This is a genomic window from Campylobacter sp. RM6914, assembly GCF_004803835.1.
Lineage (GTDB): Bacteria > Campylobacterota > Campylobacteria > Campylobacterales > Campylobacteraceae > Campylobacter_A > Campylobacter_A californiensis.
Genome location: NZ_CP012545.1, coordinates 81163 through 103054, shown reverse-complemented (window position 1 = coordinate 103054; position 21892 = coordinate 81163). Strand labels below are relative to the sequence as shown.

The window sequence follows — 21892 nt, the reverse complement described above, 5'->3', positions numbered from 1 at the left end:
CCTTTCTTGGTAAATTTCAAAGTCCGCCTTAAATTTAATATCTAAAATTTAGATATTTTAAGGCTATTTGTCATCTTGATGGCGAATTTTTCGCTCGGATTTATTTTTGGTAGATGAAGTTTTTTGCGCTTCTTTGTATTCTTTATCAAATCTCTTTCGCTTATTAAAGCCTATTTTCTCGATAAAAAGATGACCTTCAAGATGGTCGTTTTCGTGTTGAAGCGCGATCGCTAAAAGCCCGTCGGCTTCGATGCTTTGAGCATTGCCAAAACGATCTTGATACGATACTTTTACAAATTCCGCTCTCTTTACATCCTCGTAAAAACCAGGAACGCTAAGACAACCCTCTTGATAGACGCATTCGCCCTGCTTTAGCTCAAATTTGGGATTTATCACTTCAAGCAGATCTGTCTTATCCTGGATACCCTCTTCATTTACTAAATTTATGATCAAAACACGCTTTGCAACGCCCACTTGTATAGCAGCTAGACCTATACCCTCTTTTGCTATCATGGTTTCATACATATCATCAAGTAGCTCATGTAACTTCTCGTCAAATTCAACTACTTCAGAAGAGACTTCGTAAAGTTTTTTGTTTGGATAAGATAAAATTTCTAAGATCAAAATTACTCCGATTCGTTAGTTAAAAATACAGGCTGTTCATCTGTGCTGTTTTCGTATAATTTATCTAATGCTCTTGATACGGTTTCTTCTATGGTTTTGTTTTTTGAAAGCAAGCTGGCCACGATCTGAACATCGAGTTTATACTCGCTATCACCTAGCCTACAAGGAACATTTGAAAGCATAGAAGCTATCCTGCTACACGCAAGCTTTGCGCCGTTTTCGTCTGTGTATTTCATAACCATAGCAAAACAGCCATCTCCGTAATGAGCCACTATATCGCTTCTTCTTGATGTTCTTAGCAAAAGTTGAGCGATGGTTTTAAAGATATTATTTTGCTCTTTTAGGCTTTTTACTTGGCCTAAAAATTCGTCCCTAACCTTTAAAAATAAGAATGATGAGTTATATCCGTATCTTTTAACCGCATCTATCTCATCTTGAAGCGTTGATATAAAGAATTTTTTATTATAAACATCATAGGCTATGTCGTGTATCGATCTTTCTTCGATGACTTTAAACATCTTGCCGATCTCTTCGTAGTTAGCCTTTATAACCTCAATATGCTTATCCATTAGGTTGTTTAACTTTGAGAGATCGGAGTTAAAGCCATTTAAGACATTTTGGACGGCAAGTAAATTTACGTTATTATCAAGGCTATCGACATGCCTACGCATGATACCTTTCATAACGTTTAAATTTTTATATATGAGAGCTATAGACTGAAGCATGCCTTTTATCTGCATAAGACTTTGTCTAACTTCTTTTTCTATGCGAAAGTTACTCTCGATATCTTTTGCTACGCCTTCGTGTTGCGACTGTATAGCCTCGCCGACATGTTTTTTAAATTCTTCCGGCTGATCATCAAGCATCTTTTCAAAATATATAAGATAATTGCTTGGGATAGAGGGGACATTATCGGCGGCTAATCCTCGCAAAACGCTTTCTGAAAATTCGTTTATATCGTTTTTCTTTTTCAGCCCCGGTCTTCTAATGGCCATTTTATTTTCAGGGGCGGGAGCACTATCTATCTTTATCATAGCCTTTTCCTATTTAAAGCTTTTCTCCAAAATTTTATCGATAAGACCATAATCTTTAGCTTCTTGTGCGCTCATAAAAAGATCCCGTTCGGTATCTTTTGCTATTTTTGATAACTTTTGACCGGTATTTTTAGCCAAAGTATCGTTTAAAATTTCTTTCAAGCGTAAAATTTCACGCGCGTGAATTTCTATATCGGTTGCCTGACCTCTAGCACCGCCTAAAGGCTGATGTATCATTATACGTGAATTTGGTAAAGCATATCTTTTTCCTGGAGCACCGCAACTTAACAAAAACGCACCCATAGATGCTGCTTGACCGATACAAATCGTGCAAACGTCAGGCTTTATATAGTTCATCGTATCATATATACTAAATCCGCTAGTTATAACACCACCGGGTGAATTTATATATAGGTATATATCTTTTTCAGGATCTTCTGCTTCTAAAAACAAAAGCTGAGCGACGATAGAAGCAGCCATGCCGTCTTCTATCTCTCCGCTTAGCATAACGATCCTATCTTTTAACAAGCGAGAGTAGATGTCATAACTTCTCTCACCCCTGCTTGTTCTCTCAACTACGACAGGAACATAATAGCTCATTACTCAGCCTTCTCTTTTTTGGCTTTTTTATCCTCTTTATTAAACATTTCGTTAAATAATTTCTCTTCGATCATTGACATTTTTATAGCAGGAAGCATACCTTGCGCTCTATACATCTCAAGGTGTTGTTTAGGATCACGTCCACTTCTATAAGCTTCAAAATACACAGCTTGAACAACTTCTTGGTCGCTGATTTTTACATTTCTAACACGAGCTAGCTCATCAATAATAAATGTCAAGCGAACACTTTTTTGAGCATCTTCGCGGTATTCGTCACGCTTTTTAACAACTGCATCACGATCTTCTCTAAATGTTTTCATCTCTTCTTCGCTAAAACCAGCCCATGCGTTTCTAAACTGCATATCTATCTCTTGCTCAACGATATTTTTTGGTATATCAAAATGGAATTTCTCAACTACCGCTTCTGCAAATTTAGGCTTTAACTCTTCGCTTATAAGGTTAAAAATTTTCTCTTGGCGAATTTGGTCTTTTATACGCTCTTCAAGTAGCTCTTCGGTTGGATTTTCCTCGTTTGGCATTATAGCTTTTAGTGTTTGCTCATCTATATTTTCAGGCACTTTGCGCTCTTGGATCTCAAGTAGTTTTACTTTAAACACCGCAGGTTTCCCGGCTAAATGAGCAGCACCGTAATTATCAGGGAATTTTACCTCAACATCGCGCTCTTGTCCTACTTTTAGACCCACCATGCCATCTTCAAAACCAGGGATGAATTGACCAGAACCTATCTCAAGCACGTAGCCTTCGGCCTTACCGCCGTCAAACGCTTCACCGTCAACAAAGCCCTCAAAGTCAAATTTAGCAAAATCCCCATTTGCAAGCTCTCTATCAGCTTCTACTTTTTCAAGTGGAGCCATCATCTTTAAAAGCTCGTTTTTCTTCTCGTCGATATCTTTTTTAAGCACGCGTGGAGTTGCAAAATCAGGTATAAGCTCCTCATATCCACTTACATCTACATTTGGTTTGAAAGAAACAGTCATCTCTACATCAAGGCTATCGTCGTTTTTATCAAATTTAGAAACACTTGGCTCGCCGATGATATCGTCTGCTTTTTTACCAGCTTGCTTTACTGCTTCATTTACTATATCTCTTAAAATCTCTTGCTCAGCGTCGCCTGTTAGTTCTTTTTCATAGCGTTTTAATACAACAGCGGTAGGAACATGTCCTTTTCTAAAACCATCCACTTTCATGCTTTTAGACGCTTGTTTAGCTAGTTTTTCAACCTTAGCTTTAACTTCGTCGTTTGATACTTTTGCGTTTACTTCTACGTTAACGCTATCAAGTTGTTTTGAGTCGATTTGCATTTATTTCCTTTTATTTACAAAAATTTAGTCTAAAATATATCAAATTTTTCCTTATTTATAGTATAAATTACTAAATTTTATAGATCACAAAGGCGTTTTTATATAAAATGATCTTTTAAAAATTTTGGAGAATTTTATGCAAGAAAGTTTTGAAAACTCAGTAAAAAATATACTACAAATCATCGGAGAAGATACAAATCGCGAGGGGTTACTTAAGACCCCTGAACGCGTCTATAAGGCGTTTAAATTTCTAACCAGCGGCTACGAACAAGACCCAAAAACAGTATTAAACGATGCGCTTTTTACAAGTTCAAACAATGAAATGGTGCTTATTAGAAATATCGAATTTTACAGCCTTTGCGAACATCACCTACTTCCTATAATCGGCCGCGTACATGTGGCATATATACCAAACGGTAAGGTTGTGGGGCTTTCTAAAATTCCTCGCATGGTAAATATCTATGCCAGAAGACTTCAGATCCAAGAACAAATGACCGAGCAAATAGCTCAGGCTCTTGAGGAAGTTATCGCGCCAAAAGGCGTGGGTGTAGTTGTCGAGGCTAGACACATGTGTGTTGAAATGAGGGGCGTGCAAAAGATAAATTCAACCACTACCACGTCGGCTCTTCGCGGATGTTTTATCAAAAACGAGGGCACTAGACGGGAATTTTTCTCGCTTATAAACTCACCAAGGGAAACTCACTTTTGAGCTTAGAACGCCTAAAATCAAAGCTAAAAAACGACAATATCTCTCTTTCTAACACCTTTGGCGTTATAACAAAGATAACTGCTACAACCATACAAATAACCGGACTTCGCCCAAGTATCGGAGATATCGTCCGTATCGTTGCAAAAGATAAAAGCAAAAGCGAAATCGGCATGGTTACACAGATAAAAACCGGCGAGGCTTACGTCAGCCCGTTTGGTTTTGTTGAGGGTTTTAAGATAGGCGACTTTGTCTATGGCAGCGATCAGGGTATGAATATCCCGGTTGGCAAAGCACTGCTTGGGCGCGTAGTAGATCCGTTTATGCGTCCCATAGACGGCAAAGGAGCTCTTGATATGAGCGAATTTGCACCCATAATGAAATCCCCTATAGACGCTATGAAGCGAGGGCTTATAAACGAACCTTTTAGTGTTGGGATAAAGAGTATAGACGGTCTTTTAACATGTGGTAAAGGGCAAAAACTTGGAATTTTTGCAGGTTCTGGGGTTGGCAAAAGCACGCTAATGGGTATGATAGTAAAAAATACTCAAGCGCCCATAAAAGTAGTAGCACTTATCGGAGAGCGCGGACGCGAAGTGCCTGAATTTATAGAAAAAAACCTAGGTGGAGATCTAAGCGGAACAGTTATCGTCGTGGCAACCAGCGATGATAGCTCACTTATGCGAAAATACGGTGCATTTTGCGCAATGAGCGTGGCTGAGTATTTTAAAGAGCAAGGCAACGATGTGCTTTTTATCATGGATAGCGTAACCCGTTTTGCCATGGCACAACGAGAGATCGGACTAAGCCTTGGCGAACCGCCGACCTCAAAAGGATATCCACCAAGCTCGCTTACGCTACTTCCTCAACTCATGGAGCGCGCAGGCAAAGAGGAGGGCAAGGGCTCGATCACGGCATTTTTTACGGTGCTAGTTGAGGGCGATGATATGAGCGACCCTATAGCCGATCAAAGTCGTTCGATACTTGACGGACATATCGTGCTTAGCCGCGAGCTAACAGACTTTGGAATTTATCCGCCAATAAATATCCAAAACTCCGCCTCTCGCGTCATGGGCGATGTCATAACCAAAGAACATCGTCAAAATGCCATGAAATTTAAACGTCTTTATTCACTCCTAAAAGAAAATGAAGTCCTGCTTCGTATCGGCGCATATCAAAGAGGTAGCGACAAGGAGCTTGACCTTGCTATATCTAAAAAAGAATACATGGAAAATTTCTTAAAACAAGACTCTGACGAGGCTTTTGAATTTGAAAAAACACAGGAAATTTTAGCACAGATAAATAGTTAAAAAGCCTTTAAATTTCGACTTTTTACAAATTTTACTTGGCTAAAAACAATTGCCGTTAAAGGAAAAAATATGGAAATTTTGCACGCAACACAAGATGACTTGGCAAAGATAACGGAAATTTACAACCAAAATATAGCCACCAAAAATGCAACTGCCGACCTAACTCCCGTTAGTATAGCTTCGCGCCAAGAGTGGTTTGACGCGCACTCTAAAACTCGTCCGATATTTGTACTAAAGCTTGAAAACAGCGTTGTTGCGTGGGGAAGCTTTAGCGACTTTTACAAGAGGTCTGCCTATGATATAACCGCGGAAATTAGCATTTATGTTGACAAAAATGCTAGGCAATCAGGAATTGGCTCAAAGCTACTTGCTTTTATGCTTGATATCGCTCCAAGCCTTGGCATAAAAACCATCTTAGCCCTTATCTTCGCTCACAATAAACCAAGCATCTCGCTTTTTAATAAATTTGGCTTTGAAAAATTTGGACTACTGCCACAAGTTTGCGACATGCAAGAATTTATCGCCGATGTTTTGATAATGGGCAAAAGAGTATAAAAGTAAGGCTATAAAAGTCCTACTTTTTTATCTTCGCCAAATGCCGAACTTAGCTCACGATCGATTGTTGTTTTAAAGTCGTTAAAGGTAAAAATTCCATCATCTCTAGCTGCGACTTTTAGTGCTGTGTTTTTTAATACTAGAACGATTTGCGCGCCGCTTAAATTAAACTCCGCTAATTTTTCTATATCAAAATTCTCTTCAAAGCTTGCATTTTCGGGTAAAATTTTACGCCAAATGGCAAGTCTAGCTTTAAAATCAGGCTTTTTAAATTCTATCTTATAGTCAAATCTTCTTGAAAACGCACTATCAAAGCTTTGCAAAAAATTTGTCGTAGCTATCAAAACACCTTCAAATCTCTCAATCTGCTCTAAAAATATATTTTGCATTTGGTTATACATTTTTTCGGTTCCGCTACCGCTTTCTACACGTGCGCTTAAAAACTGGTCAGCCTCATTTAAAAGCAACACGGGCTCACTCTTGCTTTTTTTGCAAATTTCTTTGTATGTGTCAAAAATTTTTCTAACATTTTGTTCGCTTTCGCCAACATATTTACTTAAAATTTTAGAGCAGTCAAAACTTAAGATCTGCTTCTTAAGGCTTTTTGCAAGCCCCATCGCACTCATGGTTTTACCGGTGCCGGGCTCTCCGTAAAATACGATCTTAGCGTCTATGCCGCGACGAGTTTTTATGCCCCAACTAGAAAGCCTTGCAAGGACTTTTTTATCAAGTTGTTTTAGTATAGCATTAAGAAGCTCTTTGGTATTGTCACTTAACACAACATCGTCTATGCTTGAGCTTGGCTCTATGAGTTCAAAAATTTCTTGCTCTTTTACAAGACTTTCAAGCTTAAGTTTTTTGCTTACTTTTTCGCTTTGCGGGTGCATTATGCTTTGCAAAATCTCTTCGTTGATAAAGAAATTTCTACTAACATTGCCAAAGGCGTTTAATACCTCATCATACTCTATCAAGCCGTTTTCGATAAGCCTTGCGCCCTCTTCGAGCAAAGATCTGTTTTTTATACGTTCAAATTCATTGTCACTTATGAGATTCATGAGTGTATTTAGGTCGCGACCGTTTTCAAAATCCCCTGCATACTCCTCTTTTAAAAGAGCTAAAAATATCAACTGTTCTTTTGGTTCAAGTGCATTTTCTTTAAAAATTTGCTCTATTTTTATAGGTGTTTTGCTAAGTTCCATGCGCTCTTTTATACGGATCTCAAGCTCGCCTATCTGCTGTTTTATGCGGATTTTTGCATCTTTGGCTTCGTTTTGAAACATTGAAATTTTAGCATAAAGCTCTATACGCAAGAACTGATCTTTTAGATATTCTAAATGATCTTCATACGCACTTTGACTTGGAAGTTCTATGCTGATATTTCCATCTTGTAAAATTTTTAAAAACGACGGCGAAAGTGAAATTTCACAGTGAAGCAAAGATAGCAAATTTATGTGATTTGTTTTTGTTATATTTTCCGAGCTTTTAAATATACTATAACTTTGTGCTATCCAACCATAATCCAGTAGTGACTTTATATCTTTAAGATGTTCGAGATGTTTAAAACTCTCAGACGTATAAACAGCGCAAAGCACGTCATATACGCTAATGCTAGCTATACCGTCTATATAAATTCTACTTAAATGTCTTAGAATTTTAGCTTCGTCGATATTACACTTTATAAGAGTATAAATTTTACTTTTTTTAATGTCGGAATTAAGAAAATCAAGCAAATACTGCACTAAATTTTATCCTTTATCTGCTCTTTTAAAACGCGTTTTAACACCTTGCCAGTAGCATTTCTAGGAAGCTCTTCGGCAAAGTAGATGTTCTTAGGTATTTTAAAATTCGCAAGGTGTTTTTTAAGATACGCTCGAACCGCTTTTTCATCAAGGTCCATGCCATCTTTTAACTGGATAAATGCCACAACTTCCTCATCTGCATGAGTGTCTCTAACGCCTATAACAGCTGCCGCCTCAACTTCGTCTAGTTTATAAAGCACCTCTTCGATCTCACGTGGATAGATATTTATACCCTTTGATATGATAAGATCTTTTTTGCGATCGACTATATAGATAAAGCCCTCGTCATCAACCTTACCAAGATCTCCGGTGCGCAACCAGCCGTTTAGTATCGTCTCATCATTTGCTGTTGGCAACCCAAGATATCCTTGCATAACACAATCACCCCTAACAATGATCTCGCCGATCTCGCCCACAGGAAGCTCCATCATCTCGTCATTTACGATCTTTACCTCATACCCATCAAGCGGCAGACCAACGCTCATAGGCTTTTGTTTATCAAATAAATTTGCCGCAACTATCGGAGAACACTCGCTAAGACCGTATCCTTCAACCAGTGTTGCGCGAGGGAATTTTAACTTAAAGTCGTCGATAGTTTGTTTTGCAAGAGGAGCTGCTCCGCTAACAAATAGACGAATGCGGTTAAACCAGCGAAAATACCAAGGGATTTTAGCCTTGCCGATGGCGGTATAGATGGCAGGAATTCCCAAAAACACGCTAACTCTTTTAAATAATGTCTGTTTAAGCACATTTGAAAACGGAAAAACTGACTTTACAAGCACCATAGATGCGCCGGTATATAGAGGTAAAAGTATCGTAGCTGTTAGCGTAAAGCTATGAAACATCGGTAAAAATACAATAAATCTATCGTTTTTCTTAACGACAAAACGACTATGGGCGCCCTCTAAATTTGAAAATATATTTCTATAATTTATCATCGCACCCTTTGGCTTGCCAGTAGTTCCGGAAGTGTAGATGATATGGACTATATCGTTTAATGTCGGGGACCTTGGTATACTTAGGAGGTATTTGTGATCTAGCATATCGTTAAATTTAACATTTCTTGTGCTTTTAGAGTAAAGGCTAGGGCTTGTGCTAGGATGGAGATTTACATCAAGATATACACTCTCGCCAAGCTCCTCATCCATGCCCTCATAACTGCTTGTATTTTGCAGAGCCTTTGGTATCTCGCCTATCCAAATTATCTTTTTAAGGCTTTCAAGCTCGTTTAGTTTGATAAGCTCTTTGCTTAAAGAACTTGAAGCGATAAGTATTTTAGCATCACAATCTTTTAAAATATAGCTAAATTCTTCATTTTTTAAGAATGTATTCATAGGCACGGCAACCGCACCGATAGCAGTGATAGCCAAATACGAGATGATAAATTCTTGCGAGTTGCTCACACACATCGCTACTCTATCTCCAAAACCGATCCCTACGGCTTGCAAATATGCTCCGACTTTATCCACACAGGCTTTAAGCTCACCGTATCTTAGCTTATCCTTATCATCAAATATCGCCACCGCTCTTGGATAATCCTTTGCGGCATCAATTAAAATTTTATAAAGATTTTGATACTTATACATCATGGTTGCACCTAGAATTTATATTTTAAACTTGTTCCTACGATCTGAACATCGGCTCTATCGATCTTACCCGAATCCGTAGTTCCAAGACCTGTTGGCACTCCTACGACATTTTTTGAGCTTCTATCTTGATAAACATAGCCAAGTGCTATCTCGCAGTTATCTGATATTTTATAATTTATGCCAAACGAATACGCCCTTGAGGTTGTGTTTGGCAGCTCAAGTCCTGTTTCTTGCGGTTTTGCAACATCTTGATCGTGAGCAAAACCAAACATTAGTCTTATTTTATCGGTTGCGTCATAAGCCACGCCAACGCGGTAAGTATTAGTATCTCTATACTTTCTTGTGCTTGGTCTGTCCATTAAATTTGCAAAAAATGGATTACTTTTATAGGCTCCGTCGGGATAATTAAAGTCATAACCCTTAAAACTTGACCAATAAGTCCTCTCAAGAGCTAGAAGTAATGTAAGGTCTTCGTGTTTATACGCCGTAGCTAAAACAAGTTGCGCAGGCAGTGGAATTTCCACCTTTACATAACCATTATAATTTGCGGCAGGGTTTGCAAATTTACCGTCGGCATCACCGTTTATAGTAAGATCTACTTTTGAGCGGTAAGTCGCGGCAAATGATAAATTCGGGATAGGTCTATATGTTATCGCGGCATTATAACCACCATCTATACTATCGCCCGTAAGCTCCCTTTTTCCAAGAGCACCATAGTCGTTTGCTACTCTGCCTTTACTATAAACAGCTCTTAAGCCCACTGCAACAGCTAACTGATCATTTATACGATGAGCAACGGTCGGATTTAGCTCAACAACTTGAAGTTTAAACCTATGCGCGCTAAATGCGGTAGCAGGATCATCCCAGCCCATGCCAAGAGCCGCAGGAACGGCAAGAGCTAAACCAAAACGCCAGTTTTCATAATATTCCGGCGATACGAAGTTAAAAGTGGTTGCAAGAGAGTCAAAATTTCTTGAGCGATATGATTTTCCATCGTTTGTATTAAGCCCTACTTCGCCGGTATGAAACCAGCCAACCGTGTTTTCAAAATTATGTCTAGGGTCTAAAAACATCATATTTGCCGGGTTAAAATACGCGGCATCCGCACCAAAACTCATCGCAACGTTACTAGCTAAAAGGCCAAGTGAGTCAGAACTTTGCTCGGGAATTTTATATGCTCCGCCGTAAAGCAAAGTACTAGCTAGAACAACGCCTAACGCACCTTTTTTAAACATTTCTATCCTTTTGTAAATTTCTTAAAATTTCTATCTCGTCTTTCCAAATACTCTCATCAATAGTTTCAAGAATAAGCGGAATATCCTCTATGCGCTCATCATTTATGATATTATCAAAAGCGCTCATGCCTAAAAAGCCCTTTCCAAGGCTTTCATGGCGGTCTTTTTTGCACGCAAGGTCAAATTTAGAGTCGTTTAAATGCATGGCTGATAAAAAATCATATCCAACGATATTATCAAACTCATCCATTGTTTTTTTATATGCCTCGGGCGTTCTTAGATCATAGCCTGCGGCAAATGTGTGACAGGTATCAAGACAAACCCCAACCCTGCTTTTATCATTTATACGCTCTATCAAAAACGCCAAATGTTCAAATTTATAACCCAAATTTGAACCCTGACCGGCGGTGTTTTCTATGACAAGTTTGACATTTTTACTGCGTCTTATAGCCTCATTCATACACTCTGCGATAAGACTTAAGCACTCGTTTTCACTTATCTCTTTTAGATGAGAGCCTGGATGAAAATTTAAAAGCTCAAGGCCAAGTTGCTCGACACGTTCGATCTCGTCCATGAAGGCATTAAAACTCTGCTCTCTTTTTGTATCATCAAAATGACCTAAATTTATAAGGTAGCTATCGTGAGGTAGGATGTGCTTGGGTAAAATTCCGGCGTCGATACAATTTTGCTTAAAGGCTTTTATGCTTTTGTCTTCAAGTGGTTTTGCACTCCATTGGCGCTGATTTTTAACAAAAAGTGCAAAAGCGTTTGCACCGATCTTTGCTGCATTTAAAGGCGCATTTTCAACTCCTCCGCTACTGCTGACATGCGCTCCGATATATCTCATTTTAACTCTTTGATTATGATTTTTACCTTATTTTGTGTATCTATAAATTTAACATAGTTGTCACAAACTTCATATTTTATTGAATTATTGCTTATATTTTGGTCAAATCCACATGAAGTCTGTATTACACCTTTGGAATTATAAATATGCTTTTTTTGCAAGATATCACTAAGAAAATTTTCATAATGCTCTTGCAAAAAGAATTTTCTATTAAATTCCAACTTATCATAGCAAGCACGATTTACACAAATTTGAGAGTTTATTTTGATGTTTGCGCTATTAACTCCAAGACTATAAATTTGCAAATTTAAGCTATTTTTATATGCATGCAAAAATCCTGTGTCATTTATCTTCAACATGGGTGAGATTATGGTAACTTGCAATGCGTCCGATCTTTGCGGATTTAAGGTAGCACAGCCAAAAAAGACGGTGCAAAAAATAGACAAAAATAGAAATTTTAAATAAATTTTATTCAAAAATAATCCTTTTATTTTATTTTAAGTAAATTTGATATATAATCCCAACTTCAAACCGACGGATGGCCCATTCGTCTAGCGGTTAGGACATCGCCCTTTCACGGCGGTAACACGAGTTCGAGTCTCGTATGGGTCACCACTTCTTAACTTTACTTCCAAATTTTAAATATCTTTATAAAACTTTATCTCAATTAAAAGTCCATAGGCTTTGGTTTTCCTAAGAAAAATCCCTGTCCATACTTGATGCCAAAAAATTTAACTTGTTCTAAAATTTCAGGCGTGCTTACAAATTCAGCTACTATTTTATAGCCTTGTTTGCTTGCAAAGCTCACGATAGTTTCGACCAAAACCCTTGCATTTTGATCAAACGGAAGTTTTTTGATGATAGAGCCGTCGATTTTGATATTATCTATATCAAGCTCTAAAATTCGGTAGTAGTTTGAGTATCCTGAACCAAAGTCGTCGATAGAAATTTTACAACCATAGCTTTTTGCGTGCTTGATAAATAAATTTACCGTCGCATAGTCGCTCATCTCTTCACTCTCAAGCATCTCAAAGCAAATGTGGCTAGGGTTAGAGCAAAGTTTTAACTTCTCTTCAAGTAGCTCGCGCACTGATACATCGGCGATATCCGAGCTTGATAAATTCACGGAGAACGTATACTCCGGGTAGCGCTCGACAAGCGAAAATGCGTGGAGTATAACTTTTTTTGTGATTTGCACATAAAGTTGCGTCTGCATAGCAACTTCCAAAAACTCTCCCGGATAGCGAATTTTGCCGCTTTGATCCACTATACGAACCAAGACTTCATAAAATTTCGGCTCTTTTTCATCTTGCGATATATCATATATGCCTTGACACTCTACTATAACCATGTTATTTTCGAGTGCATACTCGATAAGTTGAGTTATCAACTGGTTTTTATAGTATTGTATCTCGATCGCGTCGTTTTCTTGATAGTAATAAACATCAGTTCCTAGATTAAGCGCTTGTTGGTTGGCTAGCACGGCTTGCATCAAGCGGTTTGTCTGCACCGTATCGGCGGCGAGCGAAACACCTATGACGATTTTTGGTCCTGGCAAGGTTTCGGTTTTGCCGTCTACTACGACATCAATCTTGTTAAAATCAAAATAATCCTTTATAAGCTCGATATCTCTAACAATAGTATCGCCGTAGTACCAAATATAAAACGCATCATCTTGAAAGCGGAACAACTCTGCGTTTATCTCGGAAGTATCAACGCAAAGCTTAAGCGTGTTAGCAAGAGCTTTAAGCATTGCGTCTATGATCTTTGTTTGGTAAAAAAACCTCAGCATTTTAAAGTTTCTAACGCTGATGCAAACGAGCATTCCGTCTTTACCTGCTTCTAGTTTTTCCGTTAGTGCGAAATAGTTACCAAAGCCTGTTAATTTATCCACGACAGACTGTGCCTTTACCTGCTCATTTTTTATCGTAAGTTCATTTAAGACTCTAGTTTCACGCGTTCTATCAAGCTTTATAGCAATAAAACCTTCGAGCTTAGACTTAAAGAAAAACGGTATAAATTTAGCCTTTTCATACACAAGCGAACCGTCTTTACATCTGCTTATCAGCTCTTCGGTCTCCCAAGGAAGTGCCTTTGTGACCGAATTTTTAATCGAGTCGTAAATTTCTGGTGTGTGCATGTATGATTTTAGTAAATTTGGATCCTTGCCTTTAACCTCTTTAAAGGCATAACCGGTCGTATCTTCAAATGTTTTATTTACGTAAAGTATGCGGTTGTTATGGTCGGTATGAACGATAGAGCTGTGATCGTTATCGATAGTTGTTTTTAAAATTCTTATACTTCTTTCGTCGTTTTCGATACGCCTTAATTGACGTATGATAAATCCCAAAAGGATAAAAAACATTATAAACGTAACAACCTGAAGTCTTTCAAAGCGCTCTAGCGAGCTTTGTCTCCACTCGATATGCTCTTTTTCAAAATCATCTATAAATTTATTTAGCTTTAGCTCATTGTTTTTATTTAAAATTTCATCTAGTTCGTAAGATAGGTTAAGTGCGTATTTGGCACTATTTATCATTTTGAGTATGTTTTGATCTTTTGGGAACATGCTAAAAAATAGATCAATATCAGCCTCTATCGACTTTGGCTTTTCGGCATTAAATGCGATTATACTTCTTAGTTTTAAAAACAATGAGTCAAAGTCTTGAAGTTCGTATTTTTTAGCCTCATGCTCGCCGATATAGATAAAAGACATTATGCTTGAGCTGATATAGTTTGACTTATCTATCAAAAGTTGTTTTTGCAAATAAAGCTCATCAAGCCCCTCTATCTTTGCCGAAAGATCATAAAAACCTTTTGAAAGAGTTTTTGTATTTATCTCTTTTAGTGCTGTAAGTGCGGTGCTAAATTTCTTGATATCGTCGTTTAGTTTATCCAGACTTGACGAGAAGATATTATGCTCCAAGCCATTGTCTATGTCTTTATTTATAAGCTTTAAATTTAAAATTTCAGAGCTTATTTTATCATTTACAACAGAAACTTGGTTTAGTTTATATAGGTTAAACGAGCATATTAAAAATATTATTGTTATTAAAGATGTTAAAAATTTAATTAGATGCGGAGTCATTGATTATCCTTGGGACTTCCCCATCCAACGATAACAAAAAGCTATATATACTATCTAACTCTTCCTTGTTTATCGTGTATTGTAGTTGATGATGGCTTACCATCCTTATAACATCACGCAGATCTTCTATACTTCCGTCATATAGATACGGAGCGGTTCTAGCGATATTTCTTAGAGAAGGCACTTTATGAAGTCTTTTGTTTGATTTTTCATCCGCGTTTATGACACGCGAGTTAGCATGTTTATGAAAATCCGTATCCTGAAGTAAATTTGAACCTAAATTTTTACCGTTATGGCATGCCATGCAACCTATCTTTTGAAAAAGCTCAAATCCCCGTTTTTCTTCGCTATTAAGCGCCCTGCTATCACCTAACAGATATTTATCAAATCTTGAATTTACACTTGAGACGGATTTTTCAAATTCGACTATTGAGTCTACGATGTATTTAAATTTTATATCATCTTTATAGACTTTTCTAAATAAAATTCTATACTCCGGTATAGAGTCTAAGACATCCATTATCTGGTCTTCATCTGAATTTAGTTCTGATCTTGAAGTGATAGACTCAACGACTTGATCGTATATATCTCGCTTTCGTCCGTCACTGTAAAATATATAAGTAAAGGCTGCGTTTAAAACGCTTATAGGATTTAGCATGCCTTTTTGCGGACGCTCCCTACTCGTGCCGCTTAGATCCCAGTAGAGGTTATGGCAACTTTCGCAAGACAGAGTTCCGCTTCTGCTTATGCGCTTGTCGAAAAATAACTTTTTGCCAAGCATGGCTTTTTCTTTGTCGTATTCTACTTTTACAAGTGGCGAAAATGATAGGCTATCTGCAAAAATAGACACCATAAAAAACATTAGTAAAAAAATTTTTCTCATGCTTTCTCCAAAAAGTTAGCCGCCATTATACCTTTAAAATACAAAAACACTCATTAAAGAGTCGATTTTTTCATTTATTTCACCGTTTTTGCACATTTTTTCAAGCATAACGTAAACTTCGTTTTTATCATACGCAAGTTCATTTATCTCAAGATGCCAGCAGATATTTTCAAAAGCTTGATCAAATTTTCTAGTTACAACTCTGGTTTCACTTAAAATTTCATGTTTAAATTTTATATTTTGTGCTTCAAGCCATGCCTTAAGCTTATTTGCAACTATAAAATTCGTGGTTTTTCTTCCATATTTTTCAAAAAACGGCTCAAGCAGATCAGAGCTTCTAGGTTTTGCCCAACCAAGATAAATTTTTTCATTACCAAGGGTGTTAAATTTGGCAAAATCAGCCTCGCTTTGTATCGCAGGACTCATCGTGCAAAATGCGATGTCATAGATCTTATCACTTTTAAACTCACTCCAAGGCTTACAAATGAGGCTAAGGTTTTTGATGTCAAATTTATCCGCATCCTCTCTTAAAATTTCAAGCATACCCCGTGAGTTATCAACCCCTGTTACGTGAGCACATTTTGTAGCTAGATAAAGCGTATAAACTCCCGTTCCGCAACCTATATCAACAAGTGTTTTATCTGTAAAATTTATACCGTAATTATGCAAAACTTCAAAAAATTTAGCTTGAAATTCACCGAGTTTCCCATTATATCGTTGATAATTATTCGCTTTTTTATCCCACATGTTTTTCATGTCATACTCCAAATTTTTGATATAATTTTAGCAAAAAAGGGCGACAAAATGAAAGAATTTATATATAAAACCACAGTTCCCCCGCAAGCCATCGACATGCACGGACACATGAACAACACGTATTATTTCATACTTATGCAAGAGGCGGCTTTTGCACACTCAAACACGGTCGGCGATACGATAGAGGCGCAAAAAGAGCGAAACGGGGTTTGGCTTATCACAACAAACGAGGCCTCATATATCGCTCCCGTCAAGCTTGGCGATAAGATAGAAATTTATACCTGGACACAGGCTTTAAAGCGTGCAAGTTCGGTTAGATTTTTCGAATTTAAAAAAGACGGCGAAATTTTTGCTACGGCAAAGACTTGTTTTGTTTATTTTGACCCGCAAAAGAGCCGTCCAAAAGCCATACCGCAAGAGATTTTAAAACTTTATGAGTGATTAAGCCTCACACTCACCACAAATCCCCTTTATAACGGCGCTTTTTACCACTCTTGCCTCTTTTGGCATAGGCACTTCGATATTTGTTACTTTGTGGCAAATATCGCATATAAAATACGCTTTCGCACCGTCTGCTAATTCATAATAGCTTTTGTGGTTATTTTCAGTTCTAATTATAAGCCCGTGCTCTTCAAAAAGTTGCATACTGCGATAAAAAGTGGTTTTATTTGCGTCTAAATTTTGTAGTATCTCATCATAGCTAAGCGGAGTTTGGCTTGTTTTTAAAATTTCTACTATCCTAGCGCGAAGAGCGGTCGGTTTTACTCCGTGTTCTTGTAAAATATTTTCTGCTTGCACGATTAGCCTTTTAAATTTTACTTTCATATTACGCCAAAAAGAGTAAATTTAATATAAATTTCAAAAGTTAGGATAAAATTCGCGCTATTTTGGCATTTAAGTTGCAACTTAGTTGCATTTTGCTAGACTTTGTGAATTATTTTTTAGGAGATGACATGAAAAAGATTTTCACTTTCTTAATGTTAAGTGCAATCGCACTGTTTGCAAAACCGATAGTTACGGCAAGTATTTTACCTACAAAATACTTCATCGAACAAATCGCTCAAGATACCGTTACAGTAAATGTCATGGTTGGCAAAGGAGCCGATCCGCACACTTACGAGCCAAAACCAAAGCAGATGCAAGAGCTTGAAAAAAGCGAAATTTATTTTGCCGTCGGAACGGAATTTGAAGAAGTTTGGTTAAAAAGATTTACTAAAACATTTAAAAATTTAAAGATAGCCCACACCGATGAAGGCATCAAAAAGATCTCCATGGCAAACGAGCATGAGCATCATCACGAACATGGTCCACACTGCGACCACGATCACGGCGGACTTGACCCGCATATCTGGCTTGATCCCGTGCTTGTAAAGGCGCAAGCTAGCAATATCGCAAAAGTTCTAATGGAAACTTTCCCGCAAAACAAAGAGCTTTACGAGCAAAATTTAGCCAAATTTCAAGCTAAGCTAGACGCGCTTGATAAGGAAATTTCAGACCTTTTAAAAGATACGAAAAACCGTAAATTTATAGTCTATCATCCATCTTGGGGATACTTTGCACACCGATATGACCTAGAGCAAATCGCCATAGAGATCGAGGGCAAGGAGCCAAAGCCGGCTCAGATCGCAGAACTTATCGAGAAAGCAAAAGAGCATAACGTAAAAGTTATCTTTGTTGCGCCACAATTTTCGCAAAAAGCCGCAAAGCTTATAGCAAGTCAAATAAACGCTAATGTCGTTTCTATCGATCAACTACCGCTTGAATGGGAAGAAGAGATGAAAAAAACGGCTGAAATTTTAGCCAAAAGTCTATAAATGATGACGCGCATCTTAGTGCTTATACTTTTTAGCATTAACGCATTTGGGTGCGCTCTTTGCTCCCTTTACTCGCCGACTGCGCATGTTAGCACAAAATTTGATACAAACTCGACAAATATCACAGGCGTAAATTTTACATGGAGTTTTTCTGAAAATTTCTCCGAGCTGATGAGACAAAATTTTGATATAAACTCCGACAAAATTATCGACGAAAAAGAGATAAGAGAGATAAGACTGCTTTTACTTGACTATCTAGTTCCAAGACACTATCTCACAAACGTCGAATACTACGAAAAAGATACTGATGCCGTTAAATTTGAGCTTTATTTGAAAGATTATGAGCTTTATTTTGATGAAGGAAGGCTAAAATTTGACCTATCTTTTAAGAGTGAACTACCGCTTAAAGAGGGATTTGTGCTATCTGTTGAGATACTAGATAAAGAGGAGTATTTTCATTTTAAATTTATAGATAGCGATGCTTACGAGATAAATGACGGCTTTTGGGTTATACCCAACCTAAATTCAAACATCGCATTTTACACTCTCTCAAATAAACACGAGGCAAAAGCGCACAACGACAAGCCGACCTTAAAATCCATAGTAACAAACCAAAACGAACACGAAGAGATCGACCGTATAGACGAAGAGAAATTTAACTTCATCGCAAAAGCGGGACTAAGCTATCTTGATAGACTTAAAGAGCTTATCAAAAACAACAACGAAACACGCACAAACGCGGGGTTATTTTTTATGCTGTTTTGCTCGTTTGTTTACGGCTTTTTACATGCGGCTGGAGCAGGACACGGCAAAATGCTGACAAGTTCGTATTTTGCTGCAACCGGCGGTAGCTACACAAAAGCGGCGATATTTTCTTTAAAGATCGGCTTCATGCATGTTCTTGGGGCGTTTTTGTTTGTATTTATAATGTTTTTTAGCATCTCGCAAATAAGCCCGACATATACCAAAGATGCCGCACGACTTACTACGATAGCTTCGGCGATTATTATCATTGCTATTTCACTTTATATGATATATAATAAACTCAAATTTTACACCAAAAGCAAAAATGCTCACGACTATAAATTTAGTCCACATAAGCCGGGTTGCGGTTGCCATGTCTGCAGTGCGTTAGCAAAAGATGATAAAAAATCCTACGAAGAGTGGCTGATCTCGGCGGCGGTTGCGCTAGTTCCTTGCCCTGGGACTATACTTGTTTTTATCCTAGCTTATGAGCTTGGAAGCTATCTTCTAGGGTTTTTAAGCGGGGTTTTCATGGCTCTTGGCATGAGTGCGGTGATATTTATAGCGGCAGTTTTTGGAGCGACCGTAAACAAAGGTGCGTTTAAAAAGCTGGAAAAATTTAAAATTTATCCAGAACTCATCGCGCTTTTGTTTATGTTTAGTCTTGGGCTTTTTATGCTTTTTACATCGGTGTTACAAGTGAGTGTATTTTGAGCTATACGATAGAAATTTCAAATTTAAATTTCAACTACGACGATCAAGTTGTCCTTGAAAATATCAACCTAACCTACAACAGTAACGACTTTTTAGCTATCATCGGGCCAAACGGAGGAGGTAAAAGCACCCTGCTTAAACTCATGCTAGGGCTTTTAAGGCCTCAAAGCGGCGAGATAAAGCTCTTTGGCAAAGCTCCGCATGAAGTAAGCAAGCTTATCGGCTATGTTCCACAAAATTTAATATCCAACCCGAATTTCCCGATGCGTGTTATAGAGGTCGTTTTGATGGGGCTTATCGATAAAAAAATTTTTGGTTTTTACACAAAAGCCCAAAAAGAAAGTGCCATGCAAGCCCTTGCAAAAGTTGGCATGCAAGACTTCGCCTATCGCCGTATCGGAGAGCTTAGCGGGGGACAAAGGCAACGTGCTTATATAGCGCGAGCGCTTTGCGCAAATGCTAAAATTTTAATGCTTGACGAACCGACCGCAAGTATCGATACAAAAGGGCAAACTGAAATTTATAATATATTAAAAAACATAAACTCCCAAGGAACCGGCATAGTTTTGATCAGCCACGACCTAAATATCACGCTAAATTTTGCCACAAAAGTCGCTTACGTAAGTAAAAATTTATATATCCACGACATCGATAAAAGCGCTAAAAAACAAGAATTTATAAACCACCTAAGCAGCTCTCATAGCCATTTTTGCGATGTTGAGATAGCACTTGGTGAGTGCGAATGCAAAGACCCACTACATGCAAGCGCTATTAAATTCACTCCTGCAGAAAATAAAATTTTAGGCGGTTTTCATGCTTGAGGTATTAAATTTAAATTTTATGCAAAATGCTTTGATGGCTGGAATTTTAGTAAGTATTATATGTGGTCTTATCGGCTCTCTTATCGTGATAAATCGCATGACTTTTATCGCAGGAGGCATAGCTCATGGAGCGTATGGCGGTATAGGCATAGCGTTTTTCTTCTCGCTTGAACCGCTTTTAGGAGCAGGGGCTTTCTCACTCTTACTTGCTCTCATAATCGCAACCATCACTCTAAACGACAAGGCTCGTATCGACTCCGTCATAGGGGCTATATGGGCATTTGGCATGGCGATAGGCATTATATTTATAGACCTTACTCCTGGATATAGCTCTGATTTGATGAGTTATCTTTTTGGCTCGATACTAGCCGTAAGTGATACGGATATTTACTTTATGAGTGTTATCTGTGTGGTTTTTACCGCCGTTATCGTTCTTTTTTACCGTCAGTTTGTGGCGGTTAGTTTTGATAGCGAATTTGCAAGCTTGCGCGGAGTAAATACAAAGCTTTTTTACTATATCCTAGTTTGCATGACTGCACTTTGCGTGGTAGCCACCATACGAGTAGTAGGTCTTATACTTGTTATCGCTCTTCTTACTATACCGCCTTATATAGCGCAAGGTCTTGCTAGCAGACTTAGCTCTATGATGCTTATCTCCGCACTCTTTTCGGCTGTATTTTGCGTTGTAGGGCTATTTTTGAGCTTTTGGTTAAATTTAACTAGCGGAGCTAGTATTATACTTGTGGCTTCGGTTTGTTTTTTTGTATTTAGTATATTTTTTAGACGCTTTAGAGGATAGAAAAATAGTAGAAGAAAGCCCCAAAAGGGGCTTGGATTAGAATTTTACACCTGCACCGGTTATCATGTGTTGTTTTTTAGTTGAAGTATCATATGCTCCGTTATTGTTTTGATTATGAGCAAGCCTTTGGAAAGACTCCGCATTACGGATAGCTTGACATATTGTTCCTGTATTACCAGTAACAGGAGCTAAGGTTAGGGCATAACCTGTAGTTCTTGTAGTAGACTGACCACCAGGAGTAGTTGCGGCGATTGTTTCAGTTACGGCCTCTATCGCTATTGTTACACAAGCTGAATTGGTGCCAGATGCGTTTCTTGTATCATAAGTAACAGAGCCGCCTGGAACATTATTATCGTTAGTAAAAGCACCTGTTAAACGCACGTTTGTCATGTCAGATATATTTGTGCTTATAGCACCTCTAGCTACATAATACTGTGTGATATCGCCAACAGCCATTGAAATTTCATTTAAGCTTTTTGCCACTTCGGCATCATCTCTAGTCGCAGCAAGTCTTGGCACCGCTACCGCAGCCAATATACCAAGTATAACGATCACGAAGATCAACTCGATCATAGTAAAACCTCTTTTCATCGGTTTCCTCCTATTTGTTTAATTTGAACATAAGTTTGGATTATATCTAAAAAACAATATT

At 38.0% G+C, this 21892-nt stretch carries 22 protein-coding genes and 1 tRNA gene; 9 read left to right on the top strand and 14 right to left on the bottom strand.

The genetic code is table 11. The annotated features are described in order from the left end of the window. Nucleotides 1–63: 63 nt before the first annotated feature. The 4 genes from def to tig are packed head-to-tail and all read right to left on the bottom strand — an operon-like array spanning nt 64 to nt 3580. The gene (gene def / locus CCAL_RS00525) at nt 64–624 is read right to left on the bottom strand and encodes a peptide deformylase (RefSeq protein WP_170000499.1); all 561 of its coding nucleotides are present in this window, start codon (nt 622–624) and stop codon (nt 64–66) included. Nucleotides 625–626: 2 nt separating this feature from the next. Continuing rightward, entirely contained in the window at nt 627–1658 is a 1032-nt protein-coding gene (locus CCAL_RS00520; protein ID WP_169937934.1) for a GGDEF domain-containing protein, read from the bottom strand. Nucleotides 1659–1667: 9 nt separating this feature from the next. Then, the gene (clpP, locus tag CCAL_RS00515) at nt 1668–2258 is read right to left on the bottom strand and encodes an ATP-dependent Clp endopeptidase proteolytic subunit ClpP (RefSeq protein ID WP_169937932.1); all 591 of its coding nucleotides are present in this window, start codon (nt 2256–2258) and stop codon (nt 1668–1670) included. Then, nucleotides 2258–3580 carry a trigger factor gene (gene tig, locus CCAL_RS00510; RefSeq protein ID WP_169937930.1) on the bottom strand — a complete coding sequence of 441 codons (1323 nt, stop codon included), beginning with the start codon at nt 3578–3580 and terminating at the stop codon, nt 2258–2260. The genes clpP and tig overlap by 1 nt, the downstream gene beginning before the upstream one ends. Nucleotides 3581–3716: 136 nt before the next feature. Between tig and folE the strand changes: the two genes are divergently transcribed. From folE to CCAL_RS00495, 3 genes are all read left to right on the top strand, one after another. Continuing rightward, nucleotides 3717–4289, top strand: a complete 573-nt coding sequence (folE, locus tag CCAL_RS00505; protein ID WP_169937928.1) for a GTP cyclohydrolase I FolE — start codon at nt 3717–3719, stop codon at nt 4287–4289. Beyond that, on the top strand, nt 4286–5596 hold the full coding sequence (gene fliI, locus CCAL_RS00500) for a flagellar protein export ATPase FliI (RefSeq protein ID WP_169972298.1): 1311 nt from the start codon (nt 4286–4288) through the stop codon (nt 5594–5596). The genes folE and fliI overlap by 4 nt, the downstream gene beginning before the upstream one ends. A 69-nt stretch (nt 5597–5665) precedes the next feature. Next, nucleotides 5666–6151 (top strand): GNAT family N-acetyltransferase, encoded by a 486-nt coding sequence (locus tag CCAL_RS00495; protein ID WP_169937924.1) that lies wholly within the window; start codon nt 5666–5668, stop codon nt 6149–6151. An 8-nt stretch (nt 6152–6159) separates the two neighbouring features. Here the strand turns inward: CCAL_RS00495 and CCAL_RS00490 are convergent, their stop codons facing one another. The 5 genes from CCAL_RS00490 to CCAL_RS00470 are packed head-to-tail and all read right to left on the bottom strand — an operon-like array spanning nt 6160 to nt 12097. Further along, nucleotides 6160–7890 carry an ATP-binding protein gene (locus CCAL_RS00490; RefSeq protein WP_172285019.1) on the bottom strand — a complete coding sequence of 577 codons (1731 nt, stop codon included), beginning with the start codon at nt 7888–7890 and terminating at the stop codon, nt 6160–6162. Beyond that, nucleotides 7890–9539 (bottom strand): fatty acid--CoA ligase, encoded by a 1650-nt coding sequence (locus CCAL_RS00485; RefSeq protein ID WP_170015333.1) that lies wholly within the window; start codon nt 9537–9539, stop codon nt 7890–7892. Before CCAL_RS00485 ends, CCAL_RS00490 begins: the two co-directional genes overlap by 1 nt. Nucleotides 9540–9547: 8 nt before the next feature. Next, nucleotides 9548–10774, bottom strand: a complete 1227-nt coding sequence (locus CCAL_RS00480) for an OmpP1/FadL family transporter (RefSeq protein ID WP_170015335.1) — start codon at nt 10772–10774, stop codon at nt 9548–9550. Beyond that, nucleotides 10767–11621 (bottom strand): deoxyribonuclease IV, encoded by an 855-nt coding sequence (gene nfo / locus CCAL_RS00475; RefSeq protein WP_169972302.1) that lies wholly within the window; start codon nt 11619–11621, stop codon nt 10767–10769. The genes CCAL_RS00480 and nfo overlap by 8 nt, the downstream gene beginning before the upstream one ends. Next, nucleotides 11618–12097 carry a hypothetical protein gene (locus CCAL_RS00470; RefSeq protein WP_228026721.1) on the bottom strand — a complete coding sequence of 160 codons (480 nt, stop codon included), beginning with the start codon at nt 12095–12097 and terminating at the stop codon, nt 11618–11620. The genes nfo and CCAL_RS00470 overlap by 4 nt, the downstream gene beginning before the upstream one ends. Before the next feature lie 64 nt (nt 12098–12161). On the opposite strand from CCAL_RS00470, the gene CCAL_RS00465 reads away from it, so the two are divergent. Then, nucleotides 12162–12236, top strand: a tRNA-Glu gene (locus CCAL_RS00465). A 52-nt stretch (nt 12237–12288) separates the two neighbouring features. On the opposite strand, the gene CCAL_RS00460 is transcribed toward CCAL_RS00465, so the two are convergent. The 3 genes from CCAL_RS00460 to CCAL_RS00450 are packed head-to-tail and all read right to left on the bottom strand — an operon-like array spanning nt 12289 to nt 16348. Then, nucleotides 12289–14709 (bottom strand): bifunctional diguanylate cyclase/phosphodiesterase, encoded by a 2421-nt coding sequence (locus CCAL_RS00460; protein WP_172285018.1) that lies wholly within the window; start codon nt 14707–14709, stop codon nt 12289–12291. Continuing rightward, the gene (locus tag CCAL_RS00455) at nt 14690–15592 is read right to left on the bottom strand and encodes a cytochrome-c peroxidase (protein ID WP_170015339.1); all 903 of its coding nucleotides are present in this window, start codon (nt 15590–15592) and stop codon (nt 14690–14692) included. The genes CCAL_RS00460 and CCAL_RS00455 overlap by 20 nt, the downstream gene beginning before the upstream one ends. A gap of 33 nt (nt 15593–15625) precedes the next feature. After that, nucleotides 15626–16348 (bottom strand): class I SAM-dependent methyltransferase, encoded by a 723-nt coding sequence (locus tag CCAL_RS00450; RefSeq protein ID WP_170015341.1) that lies wholly within the window; start codon nt 16346–16348, stop codon nt 15626–15628. A gap of 48 nt (nt 16349–16396) precedes the next feature. On the opposite strand from CCAL_RS00450, the gene CCAL_RS00445 reads away from it, so the two are divergent. Next, nucleotides 16397–16789: an acyl-CoA thioesterase gene (locus tag CCAL_RS00445; RefSeq protein WP_169937909.1), complete on the top strand. Its 393-nt coding sequence runs from the start codon at nt 16397–16399 to the stop codon at nt 16787–16789. Here the strand turns inward: CCAL_RS00445 and CCAL_RS00440 are convergent, their stop codons facing one another. Further along, on the bottom strand, nt 16790–17146 hold the full coding sequence (locus CCAL_RS00440) for a Fur family transcriptional regulator (RefSeq protein WP_170015381.1): 357 nt from the start codon (nt 17144–17146) through the stop codon (nt 16790–16792). A gap of 155 nt (nt 17147–17301) precedes the next feature. Here CCAL_RS00440 and CCAL_RS00435 point away from each other — a divergent pair, with 155 nt between their 5' ends. Genes CCAL_RS00435 through CCAL_RS00420 form a run of 4 tightly spaced genes read left to right on the top strand, consistent with a single transcriptional unit; the run spans nt 17302 to nt 21240 of the window. After that, a complete protein-coding gene (locus CCAL_RS00435; RefSeq protein WP_170015343.1) occupies nt 17302–18162 on the top strand; it encodes a metal ABC transporter solute-binding protein, Zn/Mn family in 861 nt (286 codons plus the stop codon). Continuing rightward, nucleotides 18163–19620, top strand: coding sequence for a HoxN/HupN/NixA family nickel/cobalt transporter (locus tag CCAL_RS00430; RefSeq protein WP_170015345.1), 1458 nt, complete (start codon nt 18163–18165; stop codon nt 19618–19620). Continuing rightward, on the top strand, nt 19617–20441 hold the full coding sequence (locus tag CCAL_RS00425) for a metal ABC transporter ATP-binding protein (RefSeq protein WP_170015347.1): 825 nt from the start codon (nt 19617–19619) through the stop codon (nt 20439–20441). The genes CCAL_RS00430 and CCAL_RS00425 overlap by 4 nt, the downstream gene beginning before the upstream one ends. Beyond that, a complete protein-coding gene (locus CCAL_RS00420) occupies nt 20434–21240 on the top strand; it encodes a metal ABC transporter permease (protein ID WP_172285017.1) in 807 nt (268 codons plus the stop codon). Before CCAL_RS00425 ends, CCAL_RS00420 begins: the two co-directional genes overlap by 8 nt. A 36-nt stretch (nt 21241–21276) precedes the next feature. Here the strand turns inward: CCAL_RS00420 and CCAL_RS09480 are convergent, their stop codons facing one another. After that, complete coding sequence (locus tag CCAL_RS09480) at nt 21277–21831, bottom strand: type II secretion system protein (RefSeq protein ID WP_261341907.1); 555 nt, start codon at nt 21829–21831, stop codon at nt 21277–21279. Nucleotides 21832–21892: the final 61 nt, after the last annotated feature.